Raw genomic sequence first — 13637 nt, 5'->3', positions numbered from 1 at the left:
TCTCGAAAGGTCGGACATCCCATTAGGCGGGGGAGACGAGGGAATCGAAGACCGCCCGCATCGTCGGCTCGTAGGCGTTCCAAGACTTCTCCTGCACCTGCCAGTCCAGGATGCATATGGCCGACTCCAGCGTGACGACCCGGACCACCCTCCGATATTTCCCCTTCACCGAAGGGTTCTCCGGATCGGACTCGGTCGCGACGGCCGTGTACTCCAGCTCCGCTGCCTGCCCCTTGGGCACCCGCGTCCTGTCGAACCGGACCCGGCGGTATCCGTTCCCGGGTTCCGCCTGCTGAATCGCCTCCAGTTTGGCCAGAATTCCCTGCGGCTCGCCCACGTCGCCCACCTCGTGTGGATCGGACCGGGAGGCGACCTGAACAGTGAGGACGGCGCTCTTCTTCTGGTTCCACCACCGGTACTCGTCGTCGCCGGATTCGGAGAGCCACGCCTTGGGCGCCCGCAGCGACCAGCCGCCCGTCATCGGGAACTGGAGCAGCGTCAGCACCTTGCGCTGCGGGGCCGGCTTGGTCGCCGACGCCGTCGGCTGCTTCCGTCCCTTCGGGATCTCCTCCTCCTGCATCAGCGCCCATGTGCCGCCGATCGCGCCCAGGAGGAGGACCAGGGCCGCACCGATCAGCAGTGCCATTCCGCCCGGCCCCAATGTCCGAGTATGCGCAGCCCGTGACCGGGGAGCCGAGGTGGGAGGTGGGGTCGCCTGATCCATGGAGAACGCAGGGCGATGCTGTGGGGTCGGGGTATGCCGTGAGAGGGGAGGGTGCTGTGGAAACGGGACGGCGGGGGATCGGTAATCGACGCCGGCGGCGCCCGGCCTCGTCGGTTCCGGCCGAGACGGCCGTACGGCCTGGCCTGGGTCGCTCGCCTCCGCCATGGCCAGCAGCCGGTCCGCCTCCGCGGCGCCGATGCGGCGGGCGGGGTCCTTGACCAGCAGTCCGCCGACGGCGGGACGGAGCGCGGGTGGCACGGGCGAGAGATCGGCCTCCTCCCGGCTGATGAGTGCCGCGAGCACCGCCATCCCGCCGCTGTCCCGGTGGAAGGGCGATCTCCCGGTCACCATCGCGTACAGCGACGCGCCGAGCGACCAGAGGTCGGAGGCCGGATCCGCCTGGGCGCCGCTCACCCGCTCGGGCGCGATGAAACTCGGGGATCCGGTGACCATGCCGGTTCTGGTGAGCGACGGATCACCTTCGGCGGTGGCGATGCCGAAGTCGGAGAGCACGATCCTGCCGTCGTGCCCGATCAGGATGTTGGCGGGCTTGACGTCCCGGTGGACGACGCCGACGGCGTGGGCGCAGGTGAGCGCGTCGAGCACCTGGCGGCCGATGGCGGCGGCCCGGACCGCCGTGAGGGGGCCGTCCTCCTCGACGATCTGGTCCAGCGACCGTGAGGGGACGAGCTCCATGACGATCCAGGGCCGGCCGTCCTCCTGGACGACGTCGTGGATCGCGATGATGTTCCGATGGCTGATCCGGGCGGCGGTACGCGCCTCGCGGGTCGCCCGCTCGATCATCTCGGCCCGGTGGGCGTCACCGGTCCCCGGCGGAAGGGTCACTTCCTTGACCGCCACACGCCGGTCGAGCACGCCGTCGTGGCCTTCCCAGACCGTGCCCATGCCGCCCTGGCCGAGCCGGCGGAGCAGCCGGTAACGGCCACCGATCACCCGACTGGGAGCAGACGTCACGATCACACCATTCATCGAAAACCATCACAGCCGTTACAGATGATCCCATAACGGCAGGCCACGCCCGACCGGTATCAGGAACGGGACAGTCGGTCGGCCTGGCGGATCGGCTCGGGCAGCCGGTAGGCCGGGGTCAACCGCAGGACGTGGGCGCAGGCCGTGTCCAGCCCGACCCGGTGGCCCTGGGAGACGTAGACGGGCTTGACACCCTCGCGCGTGCGCAGCGCGCGGCCGACCACGTCGCCGTCGATCCGGATGGGGCTCCACGCGCCGCGTTCCCGGCCCGGCGCATCGTGGCTGCCCACGAACGCGGTCTTGGCCACGCCGACCGTCGGCAGCCCGGTCAGCACGCCCAGATGGCAGGCCAGCCCGAACCGGCGTGGGTGGGCCAAGCCGTACCCGTCGCAGATCAGCAGGTCCGGGGTGACCGGGAGCCGATCCAGGGCGGCCAGGAGCGACGGCAGCTCGCGGAAGGCGAACAGCCCCGGCACGTACGGAAACCTCACACGCTCCCGGACGACTGCCCTGTCCACGACTCGCAGGGTGTCCGCGTCCAGGACGACCACGGCACCTGTGACCTCGTTGCCCTTGACGGCGTATCCCACGTCCAGCCCGGCCACGAGCCTGACGTGCTCAGGTCCGGAGTCGGCCAGATCGACCAGTGGCCGGAGCTGTTCCTGTACGGCCTCCGCCTCCGCCACCGTGCTCGGCCACGGACGGGTCAAGCTTGAACACCTCTACTCAGCCATCGGCGGGCCTGGCCGAGATGGCCGGCGGTGAGTCCGAAGCGGGAATCGACCTTCACGAGCAGGAAATCACCCACACCGGGATGCCGATCCAGGTAGTCGTGGTCGGCCTGATCGAGGATGTCGTCGAACCAGACGAACGGACGGCGCCGCACATATTTGGCGATGGCGCGGGTCTTCATGTGCTCACCCGAGTTTGACGCCGGGTCGCCCATGACCGGGATCACCGGGAGACGCGGCAGGCCGATGCGCGGGGCGATCTCCTCGTTGGCGTGGTCCTCCCAGGTGGTGGCCCACGCGAGATCGGCTCCGGTGGCACGGGCCAGCTCCAGCAGACGGGGGCCGTGGCGTGGGTCGAGCATCACCTGGTATGGCGCGCCGTCCACGACCACGGTATGGCGTCGAAAAGACGGGGAAGATCGTCGTAACGGGTTGAGCACCCCGTCCACGTCGAGCAGCACGAGTGGTCTCATATGTGATCACGCTACTGCCGGAACGTGGGCCTTACAAGAACACAAAGGCGCAGGTCAGGGGCACTGGAGGCGTCCTTCTTAAAAACCTTGGTCCCCTCGCGGTAGCTACTTGATGAGAAGTAATAGCGGAAGTCGAAACAGGGAACGACATCGGCATCTACCCGAGCGGAGCTAGCATATATACGAAACGCAGTCGAGCCAGAGGAGTCAACCTGGCCTGGGAACTTCGCCTCTAGAGCTGCCTTTAGCTCGGACCTGAGCCTCGCTGGAGTCCAGATCCCGGCATATGACCCGCTCGGCGGATGCGCGCCAGTCGTTGCCTCGTCCCAGTACGCCGCCTCACCGCACTGAACCGCGATATCAACGTCGCTGTCGGTCTTGACGTTGGTGTTGTTGGCGTACGACCCCTTGGCGAAGGCATCGAGATCAACGCCATCAAAAGCAGGGTGCTCTTTCACGGCCTCGCGGATCATCCGCTCCGTCCGCTCCTGCTTCTCCTGTTCCGTCGCGCTCGACAGTCCGGTCCAGCCACGGAGCTTGTCCTCCAGATCACTCATGTCCATCGCTCCTGTGCAAGGGGGGCATCGTTCAGCTGATCACGGAGGCTTCGCCAGTTCGGCATGAACCTATCCATCAGCTTGGTGAAGCGCTCGCCGTGGTTGCGTTCGAGATGATGCGTCATCTCGTGGACGACGATGTACTCCAGGCAGCCGGGGTGCTTCTTGGCAAGCTCGACGTTAAACCAGATGTGTCCGGTTTCGCGGTTGCATGATCCCCATTTGGTCTTCATCCGCCTGATTGTCCACCGTGGCACTGACACTTTCAGGATCGGTTCCCACTTGGCAATCAGGTTCGGGATCGCTTGTCGCAACTGCTCCCGGTACCAACGATCGAGCAGTTCACGTCGTCGCTCGGCTGTGGTGCCGGCCGGAACGTATAGCAGCAGACGTTCGCCGTCTATCTCGAAGTGAGCCCGGCCCGGTCGTTCTACGACCTTCATCCGGCGGCGAACTCCCCACACATAGTGAGACTCGCCTGTGACCATCTCTCGCTCAGACTGGCGTGCGGCTGAGCGAAGTTGCTCGCGTCGCTGCTTGATCCACGGCAACCGCTGGATCACGGCCAGCCGGACATGCTCGTCGTCAAGCCGACGCGGAGCAGCCACCCGAACCCGACCAAGGGGCGGATAGACGCCGATGTGCAGGTTTTTGATGTCCTTGTAGATGACATCGACGTCGATACCACGGATGGTCAGGTAGGCGCTAGCGGTACTCATGACGTGCCTTTATTAGTTCAAATAGTTCGTCGAGCCGGTCGAAGTCAGCAGGTAGCGTCCGCGCGAGCGCACGCCTGACCTTCTTCTCCTTGATTGGGTTACCTACCCACGAGTCGGGCTTGGTGTGCCGGATCGTCGTGTCGATCTCGACAGCGATCTCGGTTGAGGGGTAGAAGAAGTCGACCAGGGCGCGGCGAGCGCCGTTGTTGGCCCACTCCGGGTACTCGGTATCTGATTCGCCCTTACCGAGCTTGGCCGCGTGCTCGAGCAGCTTCGCGAGGTACTCCTTGTAGTTCAGGGCACCCTGGCGCCGCTCCTCGAGGATGGCGTCAAGCAGGTTGGACATCTTGTCGTAGTACTTCGGGTTCATCGGGCGCTCGTCGATGATGAGCTTGCGTACGTTGTTGGTGATCGTCTCCGCCACCGCTTCAGGGTCCTTCTTGATGCCCGCGGGAAGCTTGTCGAGCGCACCAGCTCCTATCTGGACGATGAGCTGGATGAGGCCGGCGTCCTGGAAGTCGGAGACCACCTCGGACGGCTTAGCGCTGATGTAGGTGTCGAGCAGGTGGCGCATGCCGGCCTCGTACTGCTTGAAGTCGACGTCCTCGCCAGCACCGAGCTTGACCTCGTCGCGCACGTTGGCGTAGTGCGCGATCTCGTCCTTGATTGCCGCAGCCTCGGCATCACTGTAGCCTGCGGCGTTCATCTCGTTGGCGAGGTTCCCGTACGCCCGTGTCACGGCCGCGACGGCCTTGTAGAGCTCGACTCGTTTGGGCTCGTTGGCCTTGAGCTGCTCGGCGTTGCCCTGCTCGCGAGCGCAGAAGTACTGCTGGTACTGCAAGGTGTTCTTCGGCGGTTCAACCAGCTCACACAGGGCGCGGATCTTCTCCAGGGCCTCGTCAAGGTCTTCGCGAGCCTTCTCGAGCCGGTCGGACAGCAGGCCCTCGATATCCTTCTTCTCGTAACCCTCCAGGGCACCGCCGGTGTAGTCGGTGATGGCGGACTCAAGTGAGTTGAACAGGTCCCGGTAGTCGACGATGTAGCCGTAGTCTTTGTCATCGCCGTCGAGGCGGTTGACCCGGCAGATGGCCTGGAACAGACCGTGATCCTGCATCTTCTTGTCGATGTACAGGTAGGTCGCGCTCGGGGCATCAAAGCCGGTCAGGAGCTTGTCGACGACGATGAGTAATCGCATCTGGCCCGGATCGTTGACGAAGCGCTCCTTGACGTCCTTCTCGAACTGCTCGGCCTTGGTCATCGCCTTGTCGGCCGGTTCGCTGAAGTGGTCCGAAAGCATCTGCCGGTAGATCTCGTACTGGCGCAGCCGCTCGGTGGCTCCGTGGCCGGAGTCCTCCTTAGAGATGTCGCTCGCCTGCGGCACGTAAGACGTGACGATCGCGCACTTGCCCTTGAACCCGGCCTGAGTGAACAGCTCGTAGAACTTGCACGCCTGGTAGATGCTCGAACTGACGAGGATCGCGTTGCCACGGCCATCCGACAGGCGCGGCTTGATCTCCATGTCGAGCAAGATGTCGTTGACAATCTGCCGGGCACGCGGCTCGGAGCTGACGACCTTCTGCATGGTGCCCCAGCGCTTCTTGAGTTCGGCACGGGAGAGGTCTGTCATGCCCCGGGTCTTGGCCTCGAACCACTTGTCGACCTTCGCAGGCGACGTCAGCTCCTGGTCGATATTGCGCGCCTCGTAGCGCAGGTCCAGGACGACGCCGTCGGCCACACCCTCGTCGAACTTGTAGGTGTGGATGAAGCTACCGAACCGCTCGATAGTGGTGGCTTTGTCGGCCTTGAGGAGCGGCGTGCCGGTGAAGCCGATAAACATCGCGCCTGGCAGAAGCGCCTTCATGGCGTCGTGCATCTTGCCCGACTGGGTACGGTGGGCCTCGTCGACGAAGACGAAGACGTTGCCCTTGGCGTAGAAGCCCTTGGGGACAGTCGCGTTCAGTTCGCGGATGAACTCGCTCTCCGCTTGGTCACGCGCAGCCTCGTCCTCCGAGCCGCGGAACTTGTGAACCAGCGAACAGATCAGCCACTCCTCGCTCGCGTTGAGAGTGGCCAGCATGTCGGCGCCGCTCTTGGTGCGGTAGATCGACTCGTTGACCCCGCGGAAGACCTTCTCGATCTGATCGTCCAGCTCGGTGCGGTCGGTGATGAGCAACACGCGGCCATCCGGCTGATTCTCGCGGATCCACTTGGCCAGCCACACCATGGTGAGCGACTTGCCAGAACCCTGGGTATGCCAGATGATGCCGCCCTCACGCTTGGCGATCCGCGCTTGCGCTGCCTTGACACCGAAGTACTGGTTATGACGGCATGTCTTCTTCTGCCCCGCGTCGAAGACCATGAAGTCATGGGCCAGCTCAAGCAGACGCTCCTTCGAGCAGAGCTGCGTCAAGGAACGATCGAGCGGATCGGCTATCTCCGACTGCTCGCGCCACGCCAGCCAGTACTTCTCCGGCGTGTCGATAACGCTGTAGCGCAGCCCTTCCACGTCGTTGCCAGCCATCACGAGCTGCACCGTCGTGAAGAACGACCGAATGAACTCGGACCGCTGGTTCCCGTAGCTCTGGCGGATCCCCTCGGAGACCGCGACCTTCGAGCGCTTCAGCTCGATCGTCCCGAGCGCGATGCCGTTGACGTACAGCACGATGTCTGGGCGCTTGGTGTGCTGCCCGAGCACCGTCACTTCCTCGGCCAGGGCGAAGTGATTAGCCTCCGGGCGTGCCCAGTCGATGAGCCACACCGTCTCCGTCTGCTCGCCCACGCCGGGCTTGACCTTCACTCCATATCGCAGCAGGCCGTAGACGTCGCGGTTCGCCTCGTACAGGTCCCGGCCGCCGCCGAGCGAAGCGTCGCTCTTCAGCTTGTCGACGGCCTTGTTGATCAGGTTGTCGCTGTAGCCGCGGGCGCGGAGATTCTGTGCGAGCAACTCAACCTCGACATTGGAGTTCCCCTCGCGATACTCCCAGTTGCCGAGGTACTCGTAACCCAACGACTCCCGGAACAACGCGATAACGCGGTCTTGGGTCCTGCGCTCAAGTTGCCCGACGTTACTCATGACTCGCCCTCCGCCCGTGCCACCATCGCAACATCAACCCAGCGAGCTAGCACACTCAACGCGGCGAGGTACTCCAGCGCTTCCTGCTCGCTAAGCTCCTGATCGGCTTCGTGGCTGAGCGGGTTCCGGATGCCGGCGAACACGCCCTCGGCAAGGTTCATCGCTCCGCGCTGCACCGACTTGTAGGTGTTGCTGCCGTCGTCCTTCATGCGGCGCAGGCGCGCCTTGCCAACCTTCGGGTCATCGAGCGAGAACGCCTGCTTGAACAGGTCTGTCTCGCTCACGTCGCGACGGCCGACCTTGTTCTGGGTCTCGGCGTTCAGCTTCTTGATCGCGCCTTCGACCGCTTCGCGGAAGTGGCCGGATTGCCAGAGCGATTTGGCCCCGCTCCAGACCCAAGGATGCAGTTCGGCGGCTGAAAGCTCGGGCACGTTCTCGCCGAGGTTCTCCTTGACCTCTTGCTCGCGGACAAGCTGCTCGCGCGCACGGATCGCTGCCTCGCGGTGCCCAGTCCATCGATTATTCCGAGTGTTGTTGAACCGCAACTGCCAACCGTGGATTACGCGATCGAGGATCTGCTCGACAACCTGAGCCTGCTTGGCAACTTCATCGCTCGGTGCAGCCGTAATGTTGCGTGTAGTCATGAGACCATTCCCGCTTGCGTTGCGCATCGCGGTCTGTCCGATGAACTTGTCGAGTTCAGCGATCGCCCACTCGGTATTCATGCCGCGCCCTCCTTAATAGTTAGGCGAGTACGACCGGTCAGGAGTTGCTGCATCATACCCTGCTTCACAGCTTTGGCCTTGCTGAGTCGCTCTCGAAGCGCAGCGACTTCGGCTTCAGAGTCACTCAGAACTTCAGCGATTGCAGCCTGCTCTGGCTCGTCCGGTACGAGAATTTCTTGCTTGCTGTACTCGGAGATCCAATGCCGCTTGTGATCGCCGAGGGGGAAGTCGATCAACTGCATCCGCTCATAAACAAACCGAAGGTTGGCTCCGGTGCGAGCAGACAAGATCTTCATGGCCGAGGACTTTGCTTTGAAGTCGAAATCGACATGTTTGGAAGCAGTCGTAAAGTCATCGAAGATAATTACCGGGTGCGCCGTATAGATGCCGTGGGTTTCGTTCGTGTAACCCAGGATGAAGGTCTTTCCGGCTGTTAGCACAGGCACATGGCCTGCGTCCAGCGGCTTCGACGCTTGCACCAAGTACCGACCCGGCTGCTCGTAACTCAGCATCTCGCTAAGACGGCGAGGCCGCCATGGCAGCAAGAAGCCGGGAAGTCGGATCTTTCCGGTCAGAAGCTGCTGCATCAAGCCCTGCTTGATCGCCTGCTTCTTGGCGATCAGCCGTTCAAGAGTGGAAATGAGGTCTTCAGTGCTCGCCAGAACCTCGGAGATTCGCTCCTGTTCCTCGATTGACGGGAGCAATATCTCCAGCTTCTTGATCTGTTGGACGTTCATTCGCTTGAACGTCGATCCAGCCATCATGGCTTCGAACTGGCGGCCAATCGCTGGTGACTGCAGGACCGCCTGTAGGAACTGTGGCGAGCATGCGCTGGGCTTCGGTCTAAGTAGGCAGACGTCCTGACCCATGGCGAAGGGAGGATGGTCTGTTGAAACTCGCGCAACCCGGCCAACTGTCGCATTCCTGCTCATAATTAGATCGCCGGGGCGCGGTCGACGAGCGCCCTCGGTCAGGAGCATGTAGTACTCCCGGGTTGTCCTCGGCGCATGGTAGAGGTTCACAAATCGCCCACCGAGTTCGCCAATGCTCGCAACCGGGAAGCCTTGATGAACGAAGGAAGCTGTGACGTGCTTGCAGTCAACGACCAAGCACACTCCTTCGATCGACGCGGAGGTCCAGCCTCTGGGGATTGGTACAACCTTGGTTTCGGTCATACTTCGACACCCATATCTGACAGGTGGCGGGCGACCTTGGCTTCGAGATTCTCAAGCTCGGCGCTGAGGGCTTCGACCGTATCGGCATACCGCTCACCGAGTTGCTGAATCCGTACGACCAGAGCAAACGTGAGCGAGTTGACCTCGCCGGCCACACGGCTCTGCACGGTGGCCGCCCACTTGTCATCGAGGAGCAGGGTCTGAATCTCGGCGTCGGTGAGGTCCCCATACTTATTCAGGGTCGCGGCGTCAAGGTCTGCCTGGGCTTCCTTGGCTGCCTTCTTGGCGGCGGCTTCCGCGCTGTAGAGCGAGATGAGGTGCTGGAGTGCCTTGATCTCGTCGGCCTCGCCGTATCGCTTGATCTCCTTGAGACGAGTGGTAGCCAGCGCCTTGCTGATCTTGCCGTCATCCATCGCCTCGGCAAGCACGCCGTCGTCGACGGCGTGCTCCTCGATGTACTCCTCGACAGCACGGCCGGCTTCCTCGGCCGCCGCGTTCAGCGTGTTTACCTCGGCCTGCTCGTCCGCAAAGTAACGCGCGACGACGAGTGCAGGCGGAATGAGGTCCATCTTGTACTTGGTCTTCTTGCGGCCGGAGCCAACCTCGAGGTCGGGATCCTCCGAGAGCTTGCGTTCCTTGTCCTCGATGGTCTTGCGAGGCTTTGCCGCGTCAAGCCATCCCTCGTTCATGATGAGGAAGACATCGTCGTGCATGACGTCGTGCCAGTAGGTCATGAGCTGTTCGTAGACGTTGTACTCATCGAGCAGCGGGGTGTGCTTGAAGCGGATCAGAAGGTCATCGCTGATCCGGGCGATCAGATCCTTGGGGACGGTGTCCGCGTCCAGGGCTTGCAGGATCGGCCGGTGTGCGGCGAACCAGTCGTCCACCAGGGAGCGGGCTTGCTCGGCGAACTTGCGGAACTCCTCGGAATCGAGGATCGCCTGCTGCACCTGATCGAGCGGGATGGCGAGGTCGCTATAGCCGGGCCGGTTGGCCGTGAACAGCATGGCGCGCAGGCTGGGGAACGCGTCCCAGTAGCCACCGAGAGCATCGAGGTCCCGGTTCGGGATACCGCCGTGAAGGTGGGCGTGGAGGTCTTGGAGGTCTTCGGGCTCGGAGGAGTCGATGTAGCGCGGGATGTTGAGGTTGTAGTCGTTCTTCGGATCGGTGATCTCGCGGAGGGGCACCATGCGTGAGTAGCGCTCGATATCGATCTGCCTGTTGAAGACGTCGACGATCTTGTGGATGTCCTGGCTGCGAAGGCGGTTCTTGTTGCCGTCCTTGATGAAGCCCTTGGAGGCATCAATCATGAACACGCCAGTGCGCGCCTGGGCGTTCTCCTTATCAAGTACGACTATGCAGGCTGGGATGCTGGTGCCGTAGAAGAGGTTGACGGGTAGGCCGATGATGCCCTTGATGTAGCCGCGGCGCAGTAACTCCCTGCGGATATTGGCCTCAGCGTTACCTCGGAAGAGGACACCGTGCGGCAGGATGACCGCAGCCTTGCCGTTGCTCTTGAGGGACTTGAGAATGTGCAGTAGGAAGGCGTAGTCGCCGTTCTTCACTGGCGGCCGGCCGAGCTCGAATCGACCGTATTCGTTCTCTAAACCGTTGCTCCACGACTTAAACGAGAACGGTGGATTGGCGACGGCGAAGTCGAAGGTCCGCAGTTGGCTGCCTGCGGTGAAGTGCGGGCTGGTGATCGTATCGCCCTTTTGGATGTCCGCGTCCTCGTTGCCGTGGAGGATCATGTTCATCTTGGCCAGAGCCCAGGTAGCGTTGTCCTTCTCCTGGCCGTAGATCGTGATACCCCGAGGCGCTTCGTCGGCGACCTTGAGGAGCAACGAGCCCGACCCGCACGTGGGGTCGTAGACCGTGTTGTCCTGACGGGTGCTCGGTCCGATGCCGACAACCTTGGCGAGCACGCGCGAGACTTCGGCCGGGGTGTAGAACTGGCCCTTTGATTTGCCCGACTCCGTGGCGAAATGCCGCATCAGGTACTCGTAGGCGTCGCCGAGCAGGTCGTCGCCCTCGGCGCGGCTCCCCCGGAAGTCCAGGTCAGCGAAGATCGTCACCAGCTTGGAGAGGCGATCCTGCATCTCCTTGCCTTTGCCGAGCTTCTCCTCGTCGTTGAAGTCGGCCAGGTCGATGACCTTCTCCAGCCCGTTCGCCTCGGCGAGTTTGCCGATGATCTTGTTGATCTTGTCGCCGATCTCCTTATCGCCCTTGAGCGCGACCATGTCGTCGAAGGAGCCACCGGCAGGAACGTCGATCAAGGCGGTCCGGTCGGCCTTGGCCTTGTCCGTCACGTACTTCACGAACAGCAGCGTGAGGATGTAATCCTTGTACTGGCTGGCGTCCATGCCGCCACGCAGCTCGTCACAGCTCCGCCAAAGCGAGCTGTACAGGTCCGACTTCTTGAGAGCCACTACCACACCACCCCCTCGCCCGCATCGGAAGCTGGGCTTTCTGGAGGAGGTGCGACTGACCTGACCATGCTCTTGTATCCGTCCTTCACGCGTTCAACCAGTACGGCCTTCATCACGCAGGGTGACACCAGCCCTGGATGTCCCCACGATAGCGCCGGGCACCGACAGCCAGACCCCGCTTTGCCGGCGGCAGGTTTGCCGCAGGAACGTCACGAATAGGTCACGGCGGTGCGAAGCGACCTGATGAAAGCCGTGGAGTCGTAAGCGGCAACTCCACGTCGCTGCGGATAGTTGAAGCTGTAAACGACGCGATGGGATTGAACTCAAACAGGATTTTAATAGATTCGATTTCATCTTCCGAGCTAATTGTATAACAATTACTCCGCTCTTGAAAGCAGAATAGAGACAGGAATCAAAATTACCCACGGGTGTTCAACGTGCACATCATCACCGTATCTCCATCAGAATAATTGACATTCCGAGCAATAAGCCACCGATTCGACTGATACCGATTAAACCCTGCACATGATTCATACTGGAATAATACATATTGGAATTATGATGTCCATTCACGGGTCCTCCTGACTCGGCCGGTAGCCGATCGCCGTGGCCAGCTCAGGTACGCCTGATGTCTTGGGATGCCGCTCGATGAGCTGGACAGCCATGGAGCGGATGGCCGGGCGGTCTCGTACCTCGGGTACTGATTCGCGGCATGCGGACAGTAAGGCGAGCACGGTCTGCTCGGGCTTTCCCCATTGCCACCAGGCTCGCGCCAGGTCGGTGTGCAGCCGCCCTCGCCGTTCGGGCGTAGGCAACTGACTCGGGTGCAGCCCGCGGCCAGCATGGAGCGCTGCGCCCGCGTCGCCTAGCGACCAGTGGACACTGACCTCGTATCCCGTGACGTGAGCGGAGCTGATCGAGTGCCCCTGAGTAGGGGGCACAGGCAGATGAGCCGCAGCCTGGGACGCTTCTCTGATCATCTCCAAGGCGCGGTCGCGATCACCGATCTGAGCTGAGTTGTACGCGCCAGTGCACAACATCTGCACGTAGGCGGCGGCCTCGTCGGGCTGGCTGAGACCGGTGGATTCCAAGAGCGTGATAGCGCGCAAAGAGACCTGATCGGCAACCGGCCCGCGGCCCTCGTGGCGCAGCACGATGCTCAGGCATCGTGCGGAGGTGGCCACGCTGACCGGCGAGCCGGACAGCTTGGCGAGCATCGTGGCGCGGTCCGCGGTGATCCGGCTCGCCTGGTGGCGGCCGATCTTGTTGAGGGCCACGGTCGCAAGGTTGTAGCAGGAGGCCGCCAGCACGTAGGCGTCTGGTCTGTCGTGGTGGTCCGCCGCTTCGTGCGCGACGGCCAGCAGGTCGGGTAGGTCTGCGATCAGTCGTGCCAGGTCGCCTGTGTCGTAGCGGTCGCGTGTGTGTGCGAGCCGGGTAGCGATGCGGGATAGGTCCGGAGGGCTCGACGACGCTGGCAACACGGCCAAGGCGTCGTCCAGTTTGATCAGAAGGTGTGCGGGGATCGCCAGCCCCACGGCGGACAGGAGGGTACGGCGGCGCATCGGGTCCTCCTCGGCCTGAGGGGCTGTCGTGGTGACAACCGTAGCCACAGGAGAGACCGGAATATCAATGAGCGCGCCCAGAATGTGAGAGGGGAGCTGGACCGCCCGCGCGACTCGCCGCACGGTGTCAAGGTCGACTGCGGCGCGCCGACCTGTTTCGAGGCGAGAGATGGTCGATGCCGAGCAGGCGACGACTTTCGCGAGGTCGGCCTGCCGCCAGCCTCGGGCTACACGGGCATACCGGATCATGCCGCCCACATCCCGGGCAGCGATCAAAGCTCGTACCCGCGCTGAGTTCCACTCACTTTGGGGAGCCACGGCATCTCCAGGCGTCATTGCACCAGATCCGCGCCAAGGGTACGTCGCGCCAGCGGCCTTGGACAGGCGGTGTGCAGAACATGCATAGGGCGTGCACGACATGCACAGCCTCTTCGCTGGCCCGGTGGTGTGGGCGTTTCCTGAGGCCAAGGAACTCGCAC

Annotated in this window: 10 protein-coding genes; all 10 read right to left on the bottom strand. The window is 62.9% G+C overall.

The features are described 5' to 3' along the window. Window positions 1–22: 22 nt before the first annotated feature. The 10 genes from Mth01_RS16425 to Mth01_RS16380 all read right to left on the bottom strand — a co-directional run bounded on the left by Mth01_RS16425 (window position 23) and on the right by Mth01_RS16380 (window position 13434). On the bottom strand, window positions 23–1699 hold the full coding sequence (locus Mth01_RS16425; RefSeq protein ID WP_204016738.1) for a serine/threonine-protein kinase: 1677 nt from the start codon (window positions 1697–1699) through the stop codon (window positions 23–25). Window positions 1700–1773: 74 nt separating this feature from the next. Then, entirely contained in the window at window positions 1774–2424 is a 651-nt protein-coding gene (gene nfi / locus Mth01_RS16420) for a deoxyribonuclease V (RefSeq protein ID WP_204016737.1), read from the bottom strand. Further along, window positions 2421–2918, bottom strand: coding sequence for an HAD domain-containing protein (locus tag Mth01_RS16415; protein WP_204016736.1), 498 nt, complete (start codon window positions 2916–2918; stop codon window positions 2421–2423). Before Mth01_RS16415 ends, nfi begins: the two co-directional genes overlap by 4 nt. A gap of 11 nt (window positions 2919–2929) precedes the next feature. Beyond that, entirely contained in the window at window positions 2930–3475 is a 546-nt protein-coding gene (locus tag Mth01_RS16410) for a nucleotidyltransferase domain-containing protein (RefSeq protein ID WP_204016735.1), read from the bottom strand. Further along, window positions 3472–4194, bottom strand: coding sequence for a M48 family metallopeptidase (locus tag Mth01_RS16405; protein ID WP_204016734.1), 723 nt, complete (start codon window positions 4192–4194; stop codon window positions 3472–3474). The genes Mth01_RS16410 and Mth01_RS16405 overlap by 4 nt, the downstream gene beginning before the upstream one ends. After that, entirely contained in the window at window positions 4181–7267 is a 3087-nt protein-coding gene (locus Mth01_RS16400; RefSeq protein ID WP_204016733.1) for a type I restriction endonuclease subunit R, read from the bottom strand. Before Mth01_RS16400 ends, Mth01_RS16405 begins: the two co-directional genes overlap by 14 nt. Further along, window positions 7264–7992 carry a TIGR02391 family protein gene (locus tag Mth01_RS16395; protein ID WP_204016732.1) on the bottom strand — a complete coding sequence of 243 codons (729 nt, stop codon included), beginning with the start codon at window positions 7990–7992 and terminating at the stop codon, window positions 7264–7266. Before Mth01_RS16395 ends, Mth01_RS16400 begins: the two co-directional genes overlap by 4 nt. Then, window positions 7989–9101, bottom strand: coding sequence for a restriction endonuclease subunit S (locus tag Mth01_RS16390; RefSeq protein ID WP_204016731.1), 1113 nt, complete (start codon window positions 9099–9101; stop codon window positions 7989–7991). The genes Mth01_RS16395 and Mth01_RS16390 overlap by 4 nt, the downstream gene beginning before the upstream one ends. Before the next feature lie 62 nt (window positions 9102–9163). Continuing rightward, the gene (locus tag Mth01_RS16385) at window positions 9164–11596 is read right to left on the bottom strand and encodes a type I restriction-modification system subunit M (protein ID WP_204016730.1); all 2433 of its coding nucleotides are present in this window, start codon (window positions 11594–11596) and stop codon (window positions 9164–9166) included. A 569-nt stretch (window positions 11597–12165) separates the two neighbouring features. Beyond that, window positions 12166–13434, bottom strand: a complete 1269-nt coding sequence (locus Mth01_RS16380) for a helix-turn-helix domain-containing protein (protein WP_204016729.1) — start codon at window positions 13432–13434, stop codon at window positions 12166–12168. Between the last annotated feature and the right edge of the window lie 203 nt (window positions 13435–13637).

The sequence above is a fragment of the Sphaerimonospora thailandensis genome (assembly GCF_016863115.1).
Lineage (GTDB): Bacteria > Actinomycetota > Actinomycetes > Streptosporangiales > Streptosporangiaceae > Sphaerimonospora > Sphaerimonospora cavernae.
This window is presented reverse-complemented; position numbering and strand designations above follow the sequence as displayed.